The sequence below is a fragment of the Pararhodobacter aggregans genome (genome assembly GCF_003075525.1).
GTDB classification, from domain to species: domain Bacteria; phylum Pseudomonadota; class Alphaproteobacteria; order Rhodobacterales; family Rhodobacteraceae; genus Pararhodobacter; species Pararhodobacter aggregans.
This window is the reverse complement of sequence record NZ_QDDR01000005.1, coordinates 270,060-287,060: the sequence shown is the minus strand read 5'-3', so window position 1 is coordinate 287,060 and position 17,001 is coordinate 270,060. Positions and strand designations below refer to the sequence as shown.

Annotated in this window: 14 protein-coding genes and 1 pseudogene; 10 read left to right on the top strand and 5 right to left on the bottom strand. The window is 67.1% G+C overall.

The annotated features are described in order from the left end of the window. Nucleotides 1–140 precede the first annotated feature (140 nt). Both DDE23_RS11940 and DDE23_RS11935 read left to right on the top strand, forming a co-directional pair. Nucleotides 141–1,064 carry a TAXI family TRAP transporter solute-binding subunit gene (locus DDE23_RS11940; protein WP_107754029.1) on the top strand — a complete coding sequence of 308 codons (924 nt, stop codon included), beginning with the start codon at nt 141–143 and terminating at the stop codon, nt 1,062–1,064. After that, nucleotides 1,051–2,979: a TRAP transporter permease gene (locus DDE23_RS11935; protein WP_238149966.1), complete on the top strand. Its 1,929-nt coding sequence runs from the start codon at nt 1,051–1,053 to the stop codon at nt 2,977–2,979. The genes DDE23_RS11940 and DDE23_RS11935 overlap by 14 nt, the downstream gene beginning before the upstream one ends. Nucleotides 2,980–3,151: 172 nt before the next feature. Here the strand turns inward: DDE23_RS11935 and pobA are convergent. Beyond that, nucleotides 3,152–4,327, bottom strand: a pseudogene (gene pobA, locus DDE23_RS11930) (4-hydroxybenzoate 3-monooxygenase). Between the two features lie 109 nt (nt 4,328–4,436). Here pobA and DDE23_RS11925 point away from each other — a divergent pair. Then, nucleotides 4,437–5,300, top strand: a complete 864-nt coding sequence (locus tag DDE23_RS11925) for a helix-turn-helix domain-containing protein (RefSeq protein ID WP_107754025.1) — start codon at nt 4,437–4,439, stop codon at nt 5,298–5,300. A gap of 94 nt (nt 5,301–5,394) precedes the next feature. Here the strand turns inward: DDE23_RS11925 and DDE23_RS11920 are convergent, their stop codons facing one another. The 3 genes from DDE23_RS11920 to DDE23_RS11910 all read right to left on the bottom strand — a co-directional run bounded on the left by DDE23_RS11920 (nt 5,395) and on the right by DDE23_RS11910 (nt 7,695). Next, the gene (locus DDE23_RS11920) at nt 5,395–6,240 is read right to left on the bottom strand and encodes a class III extradiol dioxygenase family protein (RefSeq protein WP_107754023.1); all 846 of its coding nucleotides are present in this window, start codon (nt 6,238–6,240) and stop codon (nt 5,395–5,397) included. 15 nt (nt 6,241–6,255) lie between these two features. Beyond that, nucleotides 6,256–6,615, bottom strand: a complete 360-nt coding sequence (locus tag DDE23_RS11915) for a protocatechuate 4,5-dioxygenase subunit alpha (protein WP_107754021.1) — start codon at nt 6,613–6,615, stop codon at nt 6,256–6,258. A gap of 186 nt (nt 6,616–6,801) precedes the next feature. Continuing rightward, the gene (locus DDE23_RS11910) at nt 6,802–7,695 is read right to left on the bottom strand and encodes an amidohydrolase family protein (protein ID WP_272947877.1); all 894 of its coding nucleotides are present in this window, start codon (nt 7,693–7,695) and stop codon (nt 6,802–6,804) included. Between the two features lie 118 nt (nt 7,696–7,813). Between DDE23_RS11910 and DDE23_RS11905 the strand changes: the two genes are divergently transcribed. From DDE23_RS11905 to DDE23_RS11875, 7 genes are all read left to right on the top strand, one after another. Beyond that, nucleotides 7,814–9,064 (top strand): LysR family transcriptional regulator, encoded by a 1,251-nt coding sequence (locus tag DDE23_RS11905; RefSeq protein WP_107754019.1) that lies wholly within the window; start codon nt 7,814–7,816, stop codon nt 9,062–9,064. Nucleotides 9,065–9,207: 143 nt separating this feature from the next. Beyond that, nucleotides 9,208–9,597 carry a protocatechuate 4,5-dioxygenase subunit alpha gene (gene ligA, locus DDE23_RS11900; protein WP_107754017.1) on the top strand — a complete coding sequence of 130 codons (390 nt, stop codon included), beginning with the start codon at nt 9,208–9,210 and terminating at the stop codon, nt 9,595–9,597. Beyond that, the gene (locus DDE23_RS11895; RefSeq protein ID WP_107754015.1) at nt 9,597–10,481 is read left to right on the top strand and encodes a class III extradiol dioxygenase subunit beta; all 885 of its coding nucleotides are present in this window, start codon (nt 9,597–9,599) and stop codon (nt 10,479–10,481) included. The genes ligA and DDE23_RS11895 overlap by 1 nt, the downstream gene beginning before the upstream one ends. Before the next feature lie 15 nt (nt 10,482–10,496). Next, entirely contained in the window at nt 10,497–11,441 is a 945-nt protein-coding gene (locus tag DDE23_RS11890) for a Gfo/Idh/MocA family oxidoreductase (RefSeq protein ID WP_107754013.1), read from the top strand. 230 nt (nt 11,442–11,671) lie between these two features. Further along, nucleotides 11,672–12,574, top strand: coding sequence for a UTP--glucose-1-phosphate uridylyltransferase GalU (gene galU / locus DDE23_RS11885; RefSeq protein ID WP_107754011.1), 903 nt, complete (start codon nt 11,672–11,674; stop codon nt 12,572–12,574). Nucleotides 12,575–12,606: 32 nt separating this feature from the next. Continuing rightward, entirely contained in the window at nt 12,607–13,596 is a 990-nt protein-coding gene (gene galE, locus DDE23_RS11880; RefSeq protein ID WP_107754009.1) for a UDP-glucose 4-epimerase GalE, read from the top strand. Nucleotides 13,597–13,618: 22 nt separating this feature from the next. Further along, entirely contained in the window at nt 13,619–14,695 is a 1,077-nt protein-coding gene (locus DDE23_RS11875; protein ID WP_157958014.1) for a glycosyl transferase family 90, read from the top strand. Nucleotides 14,696–14,749: 54 nt separating this feature from the next. Here DDE23_RS11875 and katG read toward each other — a convergent pair whose 3' ends face one another. Then, the gene (gene katG, locus DDE23_RS11870; protein WP_107754005.1) at nt 14,750–16,912 is read right to left on the bottom strand and encodes a catalase/peroxidase HPI; all 2,163 of its coding nucleotides are present in this window, start codon (nt 16,910–16,912) and stop codon (nt 14,750–14,752) included. Between the last annotated feature and the right edge of the window lie 89 nt (nt 16,913–17,001).

Genomic DNA, 17,001 nt, shown 5'->3' with positions numbered 1-17,001 from the left:
CGCTCGAAATCCGGGGCCGGAGGCGCCCGCAACCCGTGCCCCCCTCGCAACTTTACAAGCGCCGCGATATCTGGATGACTGACATCAGGACGCGCGCCCGGCCCCGCCGGAGCCGCTGACCGAAACCACGGAGGATCACCATGAAACACGCCACTCTTCTTGCGGCGGCGCTGGCCGCGGCCGTCGCCCTGCCCGCCGCCGCGCAGCAGCGCGTCTCGATCGGCACCGGCGGCACCGGAGGGCTCTTCTACGTCATCGGCGCCGGCATGGCCGACCTGATTACCGAACACATGGAGGGCACCACCGCCCGCGCCGAAGTCACCGGCGCCTCGGTCGAGAACATCCGCCGCACCGCCGCGGGCGAGCTGGAGATGGGCTTCTCCTCGTCCTCGACGCTTTACGAGGCCGCCACCGGCACCGGCGCTTTCGAGGGCGATCCCCAGCCCGTCGCGGCGATGGCCTATCTCTATCCGGCCGTGCTGCAGATCGCCACGACCCAGGGCACCGGCATCACCTCGATGGCCGACCTCGCCGGGCACCGGATTTCGATGGGCCCGCCCGGCTCGAATGCCGCGGTGCTGGCCGAGCGCCTGCTGCAGGCCTATGGCGTCTATGACGAGAACAACGCGCAATACCTGTCCTATTCGGAAGGCGTCGACGCGCTGACCAATGGCACGGTGGATGCGGCGGTCGTGCTGGCCGGGGCCCCGGTCGCGGCGCTGATCGACCTCGACGCGCGGGCCGACATGGTGCTTCTGGGCGTGGACGAGGCCTCGGTCGCGGGCATGGTGCAGGAATACCCCTTCTACCAGCTCTACACGATCCCGGCCGGCACCTACCCGGACGTGACCGGGGACACGCTGGTCATCAACGACCCGGCGACGATCTTCACCCGGCAGGACGCGGACCCGGCGCTGGTCCAGGGCATGATGGCGGCGGTCTTCGACCACCTCGACCAGCTGTCGCAGGTCCATGGCGTGGCCCGGCTGATCTCGCCCGAGACGGCGGTCAACGTGCCGATCCCGCTGCACCCCGGCGCTGACGCCTATTTTGCGGCGCAGTAAGCCGGTGCTGACCGGCTGGATCGAGGCGCTGCGGCTGGAAGCGCCGCAGCGCAGCCCGCGCGAAACCGCCGTGATCTCGCTCCTCGTCGCCACCCTGGCGGTGGCGGCGACGGCGCTGGTGATCTACGGCGCCTATTTCGGCCTGATTACGGCGCTGATCCTGCGGGCCATGTTTTTCTCGCTGGTCGCGGCGGGGGGGCTTCTGCTGGTCGGATTGAAGGCACCCTGGCTCTGGCTTCGGGCGCTCAGCTACGCGCTGGCGCCCGTGGTCCTGCTGCCGGGGCTGCATATCTGGGACAGCTACGCCCAGATCGTGCGCCGGGGCGGCATGGCGCAGGACCTCGACATGTGGATCTTCGCCGGGCTGATGGCGGCGCTGGTGCTGCTCATCATCCGGTCGGTCGGCTGGGCGCTTCTGGTGCTGGTGGCGCTGGCCGTGGGCTATGCGATGTTCGGCGACCTGATCCCGGGTGAATACGGGCACCGCGGCTATACGCTGACCCGGCTGGCCTCGATGCTGATGCTCTCGACCGAGGGGATTTTCGGCCTGCCGATGGGCGTGGCCGTGCAATACATCTTCCTGTTCGCGCTGCTCGGCGGCCTCTTGATGAAGATCGGCACCGGCGAGGTCTTCGTCGACATCGCCCGGGGCCTGACCGGCCGCATGCGCGGCGGGCCCGGGCTGACCGCGGCGCTGTCCTCGACCATGCTGGGCACGATCAACGGCTCGGCGGTGGCGAATGTGGTCACGACCGGAACGTTTACCATCCCGCTGATGAAACGCGCGGGCTATTCCGCGACGCTGGCGGGCGCCATCGAGGCCGCGGCTTCGTCCGCCGGGCAGATCCTGCCGCCGGTGATGGGCGCGGCCGCGTTCCTGATGGCCGAGATCATCCGCGTCCCCTATGCCACCATCGCGCTGGCCGCGCTGATCCCCGGGCTGCTTTACGTGCTGGCGCTGATGATCGCTGTCTGGGCCGAGGCCGGGCGGCTGGGCCTCGACCGCGACCCGCAGGCGGGCTTCGCGCTGCTGAAAGAGACGCTGCTGAAACGCGGCTACCTGCTGTTGCCGCTGATCGGTTTGGTCGGCTTCCTCGCCCTGGGCTATACGCCGACCCGCGCGGCGGTCCTGTGCATGGTGGTGGCGCTGGTCATTTCCCCCTGGCGCCGCGAGACGCGCGTGGGCCTGATCGCCCTGATCCAGGTCTGCCGCGACACGCTGGTCGCCACGCTGCCCATCGTGACGGCCGTGGCGGCGGCGGGGGTGGTGATCGGCGTCCTGAACCTGACCGGGCTGGCGCTGATGCTCTCGGGCGCGATCGTCGATCTGTCGGGCAGTTCGATGCTGGCGCTGCTGGCCCTGACGGCGGTGGTCTCGTTCTTCCTCGGCATGGGGCTGCCGACCTCGGCCGCGTACCTCTTGCTGGCGGTACTGGTGGCGCCCGCGCTGACCCGCATGGGGATGGAGCCGGTCGTGGCGCATATGTTCATCTTCTACTATGGGCTCGTGTCGGCCATCACCCCGCCGGTGGCGCTGGCCGCCTATGCCGCGGCCTCGATTTCCGGGGCGGACGCCAACAAGACGGCGGTCGAGGCGGTCCGGCTGGGCTTCGTCAAGCTGCTGGTGCCGTTCCTGTTTGCCACCATGCCGGGGCTGTTGATGGTGGGATCGGGGGGCGAGATCGTCGTCTCGGCGGCGTTGGCCACGGCCGGAATCGCCGGGCTGACGCTGGCCTTCGGCGGCTGGTTCCTGGCGCCGATCCCGGGGCACTGGCGTCTGGCGGCGCTGGTTGGCGCGGCGCTGGTCCTCTGGCCCGCGCCGGTGCTGTCGGTCGAGCCACTGGTGCTGCTGGCGCGTGGAGTCGGGCTGTTCCTGCTGGCGGCGATGGTCTGGCGGCAGGCATCGCGCGCCTGAGGGGTTTCGCCCTCGGTGCCCTCGGGCGACCGGAGGCGGGGGGCTGCTCGCCCCCCGCACCCCCTCGCCAAAGGGGGGCACGCCCCCCTTTGGAAACCCCGTGGATATTTGCAGAACAAAGAAGACAGGGCGCGTTTCTTGCAGAATGGTAAACGCGCCCTGGCAAGGGAGATCAGAACGGCAGGCCGACGTAATTCTCGGCCAGAGACGACAGCGCCGCTTCCGACGAGAAGAGATAGGCCAGATCGGTATCCTGCAGCCGCTGGTCATAGGTCAGGCTGTCGGGGAAGCGGTGCAGCAGCGTCGTCATCCACCAGCTGAAGCGCTGCGCCTTCCAGACCCGGGCCAGCGCCTTCTGCGAATACTGGTCGAGCCCGGTATCGTCGCCATTCAGGTAATGCCCGACCAGCCCGTGATAGAGGTAATAGATGTCCGACGCCGCCGAGTTCAGCCCGCGCGCCCCGGTCGGCGGCACGATATGCGCGGCGTCGCCCGCCAGGAACAGGTTGCCCCAGCGCATGGGTTCCGCCACGAAGGACCGCAGCGGCGCGATGGATTTCTCGATCGAGGGGCCGGTTTCCAGCCGCTCGGCGACTTCCTCGGGCAGGCGCTTTTTCAGCTCGTCCCAGAAGGCCTCGTCCGACCAATCCTCGACCTTGTCGGTCAGCGGCACCTGGATGTAATAGCGGCTCAGCACCTGGCTGCGCAGCTAGCAGAGGGCGAAGCCGCGCTCGGATTTGGCATAGATCAGCTCCGGATTCACCGGTTTGGTGCGGCTCAGCACGCCCAGCCAGCCGAAGGGATAGACCTTCTCGTATTCGGTCAGCACATCCTTCGGGATCGCCTTGCGGCTCGGCCCGTGGAAGCCGTCGGCGCCGATCACATAGTCGCAGTCGATCCGCACCACCTCGTCGCCGTCGCGGTAGGTCACCCAGGGCTTGCCCTCGGTGTTGAGGTCATGCAGCGCCACATCCTCGACATTATGCACGACCTTGCCGCCCATGCGGTCGCGCGCCTCGTAGAGGTCGCGGGTCAGTTCCGTCTGGCCGTAAACCATGACCGAAGAGCCGCCCGAATACTTGTGCAGATCGACCCGCTTCAGGATGCCGTTGTCGGCAATCTCGAACCCGTCGTGGATCTCGCCCTCGCGGTCCATCCGCTCGCCGCACTGCGCCTCGCGCATCAGCTCGGCAAAGCCGTGCTCCAGCACGCCGGCGCGGATCCGCCCCAGCACGTATTCGCGCGAATGCCGTTCCAGCACGACCGTGTCGATGCCCTTGAGATGCAGCAGCTGGCTGAGCATCAGCCCCGAGGGGCCGCCACCAATGATACAGACCTGGGTTTTCATGGAAGTCCTCCTCCTGCGCGGGCCGGGGGGCGCCGCCTTGGGGGCCAGAATAGGAATATCCACGATCTTTGAAATGGACCCTCTGGGGGAAAACTTGTACGAATCGCGCATGAGCCGCAGCCCTGCCCCCCTGATCCCCAACTACAACCTCTTCGGCGAGGCGGGCGACCTGCCCGATGTCGTCCATTGCGAGACGATCGAGACCCGCTCGCGCCTGCACGATTGGGAACTGGCCGTCCACCGCCACGCGCGGCTGCATCAGGTGCTGCTGCTGCAGGAGGGCGGCGGCGAGGCCAGCCTGGAGGGCGCGCGCCTCGCCCTGCCGCCGGGCACGCTGCTCAATGTGCCGCGCGGCGTGGTGCACGGGTTCCGCTTCGAGCCCGAGACACGGGGACTGGTGGTGACCTTCGCCGCCGAGATGCTGGACCAGACCCTGCGCCCGGGTGAGGGATTGCGCGAAATCCTGGCCGAAGCGCGGGTGATGCCCGCCGATCCGGAGGCCACGCAAAGCCTGACCGCGCTGCTCAACGCCTTTTCGGGCCGCGATTTCGCCCGGGCACAGATCCTGCGCTCGCTGGCCGGGCTGGTGCTGGGTCAGCTGGCGCGCGCCATGGCCGGCTCGGGCGCGGCCAGCGACGCCGCCCCCGCGCCCGAGCTTCTGGCCCGGTTCGAGGCGCTGATCGACGCGCATTACCTGCAGCATTGGGGGGTGGCAGATTACGCCCAGGCGCTGGCGGTCAGCGCCGCGCATCTGTCGCGGCTGACCCGCGCGGCGACCGGGCGGCCCGCCTCGGCGCTGATCGAGGACCGGCTGGTCCGCGAGGCGCGGCGCAACCTCGTCTACACGAACTTGCCCGTATCGCGCATCGCCTATGCGCTGGGATTCGAGGATCCGGCCTATTTCACCCGGGTCTTCACCCGCGCCACGGGCCTCTCGCCCCGCGCCTTCCGGCAACGGCTGGCGCAGGCCTGATTTTTCACTTTGTCGAAAATACGCAGGGGGGTTCTCAGGGGGCGCCTGCGCCCCCTGAGGCAGGGGGTCCGGGGGGCGGCAGCCCCCCGGCCTTTCAGGCACATTCCAGCAGCAGGGTCCCCGCGGCGGTGTTCGAGATCGGGATGTGATAGTTGCGGGTGATCTCGGTCACCTCGTCGCCCAGCGCGCCGCGCATCATCATCCACATCAGGAACTCGGTCCCCTGGGCGCCGGCCTGTTTCACCAGCTCCTGCCGGGTGATCTTGGTCAGTTCCTCGGGGTTGTGGACGATATTCTCCAGGCAATATTGGTCGAAGTCCTTGTTGATGAAGCCCGCGCGCTGGCCGTCCAGCTGGTGCGACAGCCCGCCGGTCCCCAGCACGACGATCTTGGCGTCCTCGGGGAAGGACAGCAGCGCCTTCCGCAGCGCCTTGCCGAAGTTCAGCGCCCGGTTCAGCGTCGGGATCGGGTGCTGCACGGTGTTGGCGCTGATCGGCACCGCCTTCGGCATATGCGGATGATGCGGCGCGCCGGGCCAGAACAGCTGCATCGGCACCACGAAGCCATGGTCCACCGCCAGTTCCTGGCAGGAGGTGATGTCGAATTCATCCGCCACCAGCGATTCGATGATGTGCCAGCTCAGCTCGGGCGCGCCGGGGAACGGGTCCAGCGCGGGCAGGCCCCAGCCCTCGTCCTCGTTGCGGTACTCATGCGCCGCGCCAATGGCGAAGGTCGGCATCCGGTCGAGGAAGAACCCCAGCCCGTGGTCGTTGTAGATGTTGATGACGTAATCGGGACTATTGTCCTGGATCCATTGATGGACCTTCGGATAGCCGTCGAAAAAGGGCTTCCAATAGGGATCGTCGTGGAGCCCCTTCTGGATCGCGTTGCCCACTGCCGGAATATGCGAGGTGGTGATCCCGCCGAGAATGCGTGCCATCTGGATGTCCTCCGCTTACGCCTGGCTGGCGAGATATTCCTTGAATTCCTCGGTGGTGCGGCCGGTTTGCAGCCCGCCCACATCCTGCACCGAGAGCTTGAAGATCCCGGCCAGCTTGGCGAGGTAATAGATGTTCCCGCCGGCATCGATCATCGCCAGGATGTCGCGCTGGCGCACCGCGTCCTTCTGCGGCTCGGTCAGGCCGTACTTGGCCATCCAGCCCTCCTCGTCGGCCTTGAAGCCGTCGCGGTTCACCGCCTTGTTGAAGTCGTAGCACATCTTGTTCAGGGCATAGCCCTTCATGGCCTGGGTGCCGTCGAACAGGACGGTGCCGGGGATGTCGATGTGGTAGTCGTATCCGGGCATGTCGTGCATGGGATCTCCTCCTTCGCTCATGTCCCGTTGTCGCATGGGCCGGGGGCGGCCTATTTGACCTGAATCAAGTGGCCGGGGCCCCGGACGCGAAACGAATAGAGGCGACGGAAAACTTATGGCCGCGCGGGCGGCACCCATGAAAAAGGGCGCCCCGGGGGCGCCCTGCGTTCTGCCGTGTCCGGCCGCTCAATCGGCCCAGTAGAGCCGCATCGGGTTGTCGACCAGCAGCTTCTGGCGCAGCGCTTCCGTCCGGGCGATGCGGGGAATGTAATCGACCAAGAGGCCATCGTCCGGCATGTGCGATTTCATGTTCGGATGCGGCCAGTCGGTGCCCCAGAGCACGCGATCCTCGAACCGGTCGACGATCGCCTGGTAATAGGGGACGACATCGTCATAGGGCTCGCCCTGCACCGTCAGCCGCTCGGGGCAGGTCACCTTGGTCCAGATCCGCTCGTTCTGCGCCATCAGGTTGATGAAGCGCTGGAAATCGGGGTGATCGACGCCCTTCTTCACATCCGGACGGCCCATGTGATCGACGACGATGATGCCCGGCAGGGTGTTGAGGAAGGGCTCGAGGCGCTCCAGATCCTGCGCCTCGAAATAGACCACCGTGGACCAGCCGAATTCCTGGATCTTGTCGGCGATGCCCAGGAAAACCTCGGGCGGGGTCGCATCGACCAGACGCTTGACGAAGTTGAAGCGCACGCCGCGCACGCCGCCCTCATGCAGCGCCTTCAGCTCGTCCCGCGTGATGTCCTTGCCGACCGAGGCCACGCCCCGCGCCTTGTCGCCCGCGGCGATGCAGGCGTCGACCATGGCGCGGTTGTCCTTGCCGTGGCAGGTGGCCTGAACGATCACGTTGCGCTCGAAGCCCAGATAATCGCGCAGCGCGAACAGCTTGTCCTTGCCCTGATCGCCCGGCGTGTATTTGCGTTCGGGCGCATAGGGAAACTCGGCCGAGGGGCCGAAGACGTGGCAATGCGCGTCCACCGCGCCCTTGGGCAGGACGTAATCGGGCTTTTTCGGGTTGGGGTGGACCACCAGCCAGTCGGCGTCCATCGGTTGCGGTTGGGTCTTCATGCGTCTCATCTCCCTGGGCAGCCGGCCGCCGCCTTGGCGGCGCATCCTGCCGCATCCCGGGCGAATTGCCTATTTCGAACTGAGGCCCTAGAATAAGTTTTCGCTATTCGGGTGCAGCATGACCGAAGCCCTGCCCAACCTCCGCCACATGCGGGTGTTTCTGGAAACGGCGCGGACCGGCTCGGTCTCGGCCGCGGCGGAACGCTGCCTGCTGTCGCAGCCCGCGGCGACGCAGGCCATCGCCCGGCTGGAATCCGAGGTCGGCACACCGCTGCTGGTGCGCCGCACCCGCCGCTTCAGCCCGACGCCCGCCGGGACGCTCTTCGTCCGGCGGGTTGAGGCGGCGCTCGATCATCTGCACCACGGCGCCCGCAGCGCGCTGCGCGCCGCCCGCGACGGCGCGACCTGGCGGGCGGGATCGGGGCGCGCGGCCTTCGACCATCTGGTGACGGCGGCGCAGCTTCGGGCGCTGATCGCGGTGGCGGGCAGCGGCAGTTTCACCCTCGCCGCGCAGGCGCTGGGCCTGTCGCAGCCGACCATCCACCGCGCCGCCCGCTCGCTCGAGGATGTGGCGGGCGTGCCCTTCTTCCAGACCACGGTCAGCGGCGTGGAACTGACCGCCGCGGCGCAGGCCTTCGCGCTGGGGGCGAAACTGGCGCAGGCCGAGATCCGGCAGGGATTCGAGGAAATCGGCCGCGAATTGGGCGATGACCGGGGCACCTTCACCCTGGGCTCCCTGCCGCTGGCGCGGACCACCATCGTCCCCCGCGCCACGCATGCGATGATCGCCGAGACGCAGGGCGTGCAGGTCCGGGTGGTGGACGGGCGCTATTCCGAACTCCTGCGCAGCCTGCGCGAGGGCGAACTCGATTGCCTGATCGGCGCGCTGCGCAGCCCCGACCCGGCCGAGGACGTGACGCAGGAACCCCTGTTCGACGACCTGCTGGCCATCGTCGTCCATCCCCGCCACCCGCTTGCCGGGCGGACGCAAGTCTCGGTCGAAGAGACGCTGGCCTACCCCTGGGTCGCGCCGCCGAAATCGACGCCCGCGGGCAGTTACCTCTATGAAACCCTGCGCATTCAGGACCGGCCACGGACCCCGGTGCGGGTGGTTTCCTCCTCGCTGGTCTTCCTGCGCGGGCTGATGGCCGAGGGGGATTACGTCACCATCGTCTCGCTGCACCAGATCAGCACCGAGATCGCCGACGGGCATCTGGTGCCGCTCGATGTGGCACTGACCGGCAATGCCCGCAGCATCGGCCTGACCTATCGCACCAGCTGGCGCCCGACCGCGACACAGGCCCGTTTCCTGGAGCTTCTGCGCCAGTCCAGCCCGGCGGAAACCGGCCGAAAGATACCGGCGCAATAGCTTTTTTCAATGCTAGCCCGCGCGATTCTATTGGCACCGAACCGGCCGGCGGATGTATACATTGCGCGATCGGGTCTCGGCCCGCGCCGGCATCATGGCCGGGCGCGACGGGTTCGGAGCACCGCGATAAACGGGAGAATACCATGCATAAGGACTATGAGGACATCCCCGGGACCTTCGTCTTCGACGCCGACAGGTCCCGCGAGGGCTATCACCTCAACCAGTTCTGCATCTCGCTGAGGTTGCAGAAGAACCGCGACGCCTTCAACGCCAACGAGGAGGCCTATCTCGACGCCTACCCGATGACGCCCGAACAGCGCGACGCGGTCCTGAAACGCGACTGGAACCGCCTGCTCGAGCTGGGCGGGAACATCTATTACACCTCGAAACTGGCCGCCAACGACGGGATCAACTTCCAGAACCTGGCCGGGCTGATGACCGGCATGGGGGTCGAGGCCTACCGCGAGATGATGCTCAACGGCGGCCGCTCGATCGAGGGCAACCGCTACAAATCGGAATGGGAGAACAAGTAATGGCACGCATCGTCGCAGGGGTGGGTTGCTCGCATGTTCCCGCCATCGGTGTCGCGATGGACACCAAGATCACCGACCAGCCCTATTGGCAGCCGGTCTTCAAGGGCTTCGAATTCTCGCGCAAATGGATGGCCGAGGAAAAGCCCGACGTCGTCTTCCTGGTCTATAACGACCATTGCACGGCCTTCGATGCCTCCTGCATCCCGACCTTCGCGCTGGGGGCGGCCGCCAGCTTCACCCCCGCCGACGAAGGCTATGGCCCGCGCCCGGTGCCGGTGGTCTACAACCACCAGAAACTGGCCAGCCACATCGCCCAGTCGCTGATCCTGGACGAATTCGACCTGACCATCATGAACGAGATGGAGGTCGACCACGGCCTGACCGTGCCGCTCAGCGTCATGTACGGCGACAAGACGCCCGAGGACGATTGGGGCGTCAAGGTCATCCCGCTGGCGGTCAACGTGGTGCAATACCCGGCGCCCACCGGCAACCGCTGCTACAACCTCGGCAAGGCCATCAAGAAGGCGGTCGAGAGCTACCCGGAAGACCTGAAGGTCATGATCTTCGGCACCGGCGGCATGTCGCACCAGCTGCAATACAAGCGCGCGGGCCTCATCAACCCCGAATTCGACACCATGTTCCTGGACAAGCTGACCTCGGATCCGGTCGGTCTGTCGAAGGTTCCGCATGTCGATTACCTGCGCGAAGCGGGCTCGGAAGGGGTCGAGATGGTCATGTGGCACGTCATGCGCGGCGCGCTGGACGAGGAAGTGGTCGAGATCCATCGCCATTATCACGTTCCGGCCTCGAACACCGCCGTGGGCCATATCATCCTTGAAAACAAGGATTACCACGAAAGCCGCAAGCGCGTCGCGGCCGAATAAGCAGGGAGGAAACTCATGCGACTCTGTGTAGCCGGCGCCTATGGCGCCTTCGGGATCAAGCATCTCGACGCGCTGAAAGCCATTGACGGCGTGACCGTGACCTCGGTGATGGGCCCGACCCGCGCCAAGATCGACGCGCTGGCCGCCGAGCGCGGCATCGGCCACGCCGCCACCGACCTGGCCGAATGCCTGGCGCGGGACGATGTGGACGCGGTGATCCTGGCCACGCCGACGCAATTGCACGCCGAGCAGGCCATCGCCTGCATGCGGGCGGGCAAGCCGGTGCTGATCGAGATCCCGATGGCCGACAGCCTCGAGGAAAGCGAAGCGATCTGCCGGGTGCAGGAAGAGACGGGCGTGCTGGCCATGGCCGGGCAGGTCCGCCGCTTCAACCCCTCGCATCAGTGGATCAAGAACAAGATCGACGCGGGCGAGCTGAAGGTCCAGCAAATGGACGTCCAGACCTATTTCTTCCGTCGCTCGAACATGAACGCCAAGGGCGAGCCGCGCAGCTGGACCGACCATCTGCTGTGGCACCACGCCTGCCACACGGTCGACCTGTTCCAGTACCAGACCGGCGAGGTGGTGTCCGAGGCCTTCGGGCTGGAGGGGCCGCACCACCCGGAACTGGGGATCGCCATGGACATGTCCATCGGCATGAAGACCCCCTCGGGCGCGATCTGCACACTGTCGCTCAGCTTCAACAACAACGGGCCGCTCGGCACGTTCTTCCGCTACATCTGCGACAACGGCACCTATATCGCCCGCTATGACGACCTGTTCGACGGCTACGAGAAGCCGGTCGACCTGACGGGCGTCGCCGTGTCGAACAACGGGATCGAGCTGATCGACCGCGAGTTCATCGCCGCCATTCAGGAAGGCCGCCAGCCGAACGGCTCGGTGCATCAGGTTCTGGACGCGATGCGCACCCTCGACAAGATCGAGCGCTGCTTCAAGTAAGGGCAGTTCCAGCCCGGAAAAGGCGTCGGCCCCCGGGCCGGCGCCTTTTTGGTGTCCGAAGTTAACCTTAAACATTCGTGACAGACCCGGGGTGGCGGCCTGCCGTGCTATGTGGGACGAATAGGGCGCACGCATCGCGGGTGACTGGCGCAATTCGCGCCGCCGCGATAATCACGAAGCAGGGTCGGCCGCCCAGCCGCCCCGACTACGCAGACGGAAGTTATTCGATCATGAAGAGAATCAAGAAGGCAGTCTTTCCTGTTGCTGGCCTGGGGACGCGGTTCCTCCCGGCGACCAAGGCGATGCCCAAGGAACTCCTGCCGATCATCGACAAGCCGATCATCCAATACGCCGTCGAAGAGGCCATCGCCGCCGGGATCACCGAGCTGGTCTTCGTGACCGGCCGCCCCAAGCGCGCCATTGGCGACCATTTCGACGCCAACCTCGAGCTCGAGTTCCAGCTGTCCCAGAAGGGCAAGCACAAGGAACGCGACATGGTGCGCAACATCGTCCCCGAGGGCGTGCATTGCATCTTCATCCGCCAGCCCGAACCCAAGGGACTGGGCGATGCCGTGCTCTGCGCTGCGCCGGCGGTGGGCGATTCGCCCTTTGTCGTGCTGCTGGCCGACGACCTGATGAAGGGCGCCTCGCTGCCCACCGCCGAGATGGTCGCCGCCTATGAGCGCAACCCGACCAATTACCTCTGCGTCACCGAGGTCGCCGACGAGGACGTGCACAAATACGGCATCGTCAAGCCCGGTCCCGCGGGCCCGGATGGTGGCGTCACCGTCGCCGGTCTGGTCGAGAAGCCGGCGCTGAAGGACGCGCCCTCGCATCTGGCCTCGATGGGGCGCTATGTCTTCGACCCCGAGATCTTTGACGTGCTGCGCCAGACCAAGCCCGGCGCGGGCGGCGAGATCCAGCTGGCCGATGCCATCGACGAACTGGCCGCGCGCGGCCGGGTCGCGGCGATGGAGATGTCGGCGACGCGCTACGATTGCGGCTCGAAATTCGGCTATCTGACGGCGATCGTCGACCATGCGATCGTCCATGACGAATTCCGCGACCGGTTCTATGCTCTGATGCGCGACCGTCTGGCGAAGCACGATGCCGAGGCGGGCAAAGGGGCCTGACGCGTGGGGCGAGCCGGGCCGAGGGAGGCCGAATGACGAGTGCTAGAGTGCTGGTGACGGGGGGTGCGGGCTATATCGGCTCGCATGCCTGCAAGGTTCTGGCGGCCCGGGGCTATGAGCCGGTGACCTTCGACAATCTCTCGACCGGCTGGGCACAGGCGGTCAAGTTCGGCCCCTTCGTGCAGGGCGACCTGATGGACCGCGCGGCGCTCGCGGCGGCTTTCGCCGAATACCAGCCCGTCGCGGTCATGCATTTCGCCGCCTTCAGCCAGGTCGGCGAGGCGATGGTCGAGCCCGGAAAGTACTGGCGCAACAATGTGCTGGGCTCGCTCAACCTGGTCGAGGCGGCGGTCGAGGCCGGGTGCCTCGATCTGGTCTTCTCTTCGACCTGCGCGACCTATGGCGAACAGGACGGCGTGCTGCTGACCGAGGATTCGGTGCAGCAGCCGATCAACGCCTATGGCTCCTCGAAGCGCGCCATCGAGGAGATCCTGCGCGATTTCCGCGCGGCCCACGGGCTGAGGACCGTCATCTTCCGCTATTTCAACGTGGCGGGCGCCGATCCCGAGGGCGAGGTCGGCGAATGCCACCGCCCCGAGACGCACCTGATCCCGGTCATGCTGGAAGCCATCGACGGCCAGCGCCCGGAACTGGTGGTGCATGGCACCGATTATCCGACCCCGGACGGCACCTGCGTGCGCGATTACGTGCATGTCATGGACCTGGCCGAGGCGCATGTCCTTGGCCTCGACTGGCTGCGGGCGGGCCATGAGAGCCGGGTCTTCAACCTGGGCACCGGCGCCGGTTTCACCGTGCGCGAGGTCATCAGCCACGCCCGCGCCGCCACCGGCCACAAGGTCCCGCACCGTGAAGGGCCGCGGCGCGAGGGGGACGCGGCCTCGCTGGTGTCGGGCTCGCAGCGGGCGCTGAGCGAACTGGGCTGGGATCCGACGCGCTCTTCGCTCAAGACCATGATCAAGGATGCCTGGACCTGGCACCGGACGGGCGGCTACAGCGGCTGAGCGCGGGACAGGGGGCGGGGCCATGGACTTTCACCATTTCATGTGCCCGAACGTGCACCCCGAAACCGCCCGCCTGCGCGCCGAGCCCGGGCTGCTGGCACGGTTTCCGGCGCTGATGGGCATGGTCTGCGATCTGGAGGCCGGGCGGATCACCTTTCAGCAGCCCGCCCCCGCCGATGGCAGCCCCGTGCCGCTGGCCGAAACCGACACCGCGGCGGCGCTGGCCGGACCCGAGCCCTTCGGCGCCATGCGGCAGGCAAGGCGCCAGCACCAGATGGTCACGCAGATGGCCGGGCATGGCGCGCGCTGGTTCGTCAGCAACATGCACGACAGCGCCCCCTTCGCGCCCGAACTCTATGTCGGCACCCCGGCGAACCTGTTCCAATACACCCGCCGGCGGGGAGACCGCAGCGCCGTGCTCTGGCGGCTGGATGGCTATTACGAGCCCTCGCCGCGTCTGGGCTGCGTCCCTGACGGCGAGCCCCTGCGCGACGACCTGCCCTTCCGCGACAAGCGCCCCGAGGTGGTCTGGCGCGGCAACTGGACCGGGATCACCTGGACCTCGCCCCATGGTTTCGAGCGGCTGGGCACGCATCTGGACGCCGCCACCCTGCCCCGCCACTACCCCCGCGCCCGGGCGGTGCTGATGTCGCTGGAGGCGCCGGATCTGCTGGATTGCCGCTTCGTCGCCGGGGCCAAGGTCCGCCGAAAGCGCGGCAGCGAGGCGCCGCTGGGTGCGCTGGAGGACCGCAAGCGCAGCCCGGAATGGCTGCTGCGCAACCGCTACCAGCTCTGCCTGCCGGGCAATGACGTGGCGACGCAGCTGTACTGGGTGATCGGCAGCAACAGCCTGGCCCTGAAGGTCGAGACCGAGTTCGAGGTGATCGTGGATCATTTCCTGGCGCCCTGGGTGCATTACGTGCCCATCGCCGGGGATCTGAGCGACCTGCGCGACAAGGTGGCCTATTGCGAGGCCAACCCCGCGCTGTGCCTCGCCATCATCGAACGTGCCAACGAGGCCCATGCACGGATGCAGGACAAGGCCCTCTGGGCCGAGGCGGAAGGGATCGTGCTGGACCGTCTGGGCCTGCTTGCCTGAACGCAGACGGGCGCCGTCCGAAGACAGCGCCCGCCCGATGTTTTGCTGAAAGGATCAGGCGCGGGCGTCGAAGCGGTCCGCGTCCATTACCTTGGCCCAGGCGGCCACGAAGTCCTGCACGAACTTGGCGGCATTGTCGTTCTGGGCATAGACCTCGGCATAGGCGCGCAGGATCGAGTTCGAGCCGAACACCAGGTCGATGCGGGTGGCCGTGCCCTTGACCGCGCCGCTGGTGCGGTTGCGGATCTCGTAATGATCGCCCGCCTTGACCCAGGCGTAGGTCATGTCGGTCAGCACGTCGAAGACATCGGGCGTCAGCGCGCCCACCCGGTCGGTCAGCACGCCGTGACTGGTGCCGCCGTGGTTGGTGCCCATGGCCCGCATGCCGCCGAACAGCACGACCGTCTCGGGCGCGGTCAGACCCATCAGCTGCGCGCGGTCGAGCAGCAGCTCCTCCGGCGAGACGATGTAATCTTCCTTCAGCCAGTTGCGGAACCCATCGGCCAGCGGCTCCAGCACGCTGAACGAATCGGCATCGGTCTGCTCGACCGTGGCATCGCCCCGGCCCGGGGTGAAGGGCACCGTCAGCTCGTAGCCCGCGGCCTTCGCCGCCTGCTCGACCCCCAGATTGCCCGCCAGCACGATGGCATCGGCCACCGAGCAACCCGACGAGGCCGCGATCGGCTCCAGCACCGCCAGCACCTTGGCCAGACGCGCCGGTTCGTTGCCCGCCCAGTCCTTTTGCGGCGCCAGACGGATACGGGCGCCATTGGCCCCGCCCCGCATGTCCGACCCGCGATAGGTGCGGGCCGAATCCCAGGCGGTGGCGACCATCTCGGCCAGCGACAGGCCCGAGGCCGCGATCTTCGCCTTCACCGCCGCCACGTCGTAACCCGTGGGACCGGCGGGGATCGGGTCCTGCCAGATCAGATCCTCGGCCGGGACATCGGGGCCGATGTAGCGGACCTTCGGCCCCATGTCGCGGTGGGTCAGCTTGAACCAGGCGCGGGCGAAGGTGTCCTTGAAGTACTCGGGATCGGCCATGAATTTCTGGCAGATCGCGTTATAGGCCGGGTCCATCTTCATCGCCATGTCGGCGTCGGTCATGATCGGGTTCTGCCGCCTGGACGGGTCCGAGGCATCGACCGGCATGTCGGTTTCGGCGATCGAGACCGGCTCCCATTGCTGGGCGCCTGCGGGCGAGCGGCGCAATTCCCAGTCATGGCCGAAGAGCATGTCGAAATAGCCCATGTCGAACACGGTCGGATGGGTGGTCCAGGCGCCCTCGAAGCCCGAGGTCACGGCATTCGCGGCCTTGCCGCCCATATGCGGGTTGGTCCAGCCCATGCCCTGGTCGATCACATCCGCGCCCTCGGGATCGGCGCCCAGTTTGCTCGCGTCGCCGTTGCCATGGGTCTTGCCCACGGTATGGCCGCCCGCGGTGAGCGCCACGGTCTCCTCGTCGTTCATCGCCATGCGGGCGAAGGTCTCACGCACCTGGGCCGCGGTCCGCAGCGGATCGGGCTGGCCGTTCACGCCCTCGGGGTTGACGTAGATCAGGCCCATCTGCACGGCGGCGAGCGGGTTCTCCATCGTCGAGGGGTCGTTCACGTCCTCGTAGCGGTTGTCGGACGGCGCCAGCCATTCCTTTTCCGCACCCCAATAGGTGTCCTTCTCGGGCGCCCAGATGTCGGCGCGGCCGAAACCGAAGCCGAAGGTCTTCAACCCCATGGATTCATAGGCGACGTTGCCCGCGAGGATGAAGAGGTCGGCCCAGGAGACCTTGTTGCCGTATTTCTTCTTGATCGGCCACAGCAGGCGCCGCGCCTTGTCGAGCGAGGCGTTGTCCGGCCAGGAATTCAAGGGTGCGAAACGCTGGTTGCCGGTGCCCGCGCCGCCGCGACCATCGGCCAGACGGTAGGACCCCGCCGCGTGCCAGGCCATGCGGATCATCAACCCGCCGTAATGGCCCCAGTCGGCCGGCCACCAGGGCTGACTGTCGGTCATCAGCGCCCGCATGTCGGCCTTCAGCGCGTCGTAATCGAGGGTCTTGACCGCCTCGCGATAATCGAAGCCCGGCAGCGGGTTGGTCTTGCTGTCGTGCTGATGCAGAATGTCGAAGTTCAGCGAATTGGGCCACCAATCCATGACCGATTTCGCGCTGGCGGTATTGCCGCCATGCATGACCGGGCATTTGCCCGCGTTGTTACCGTCCATCTTTCTCTCCTTGCTCTCAGGCACGACGAAGGCGCAGCCGCGCGCCACCCCGGCGGGGCGGCGTTTTGCTTGGATCGTGTCGAGGGGTC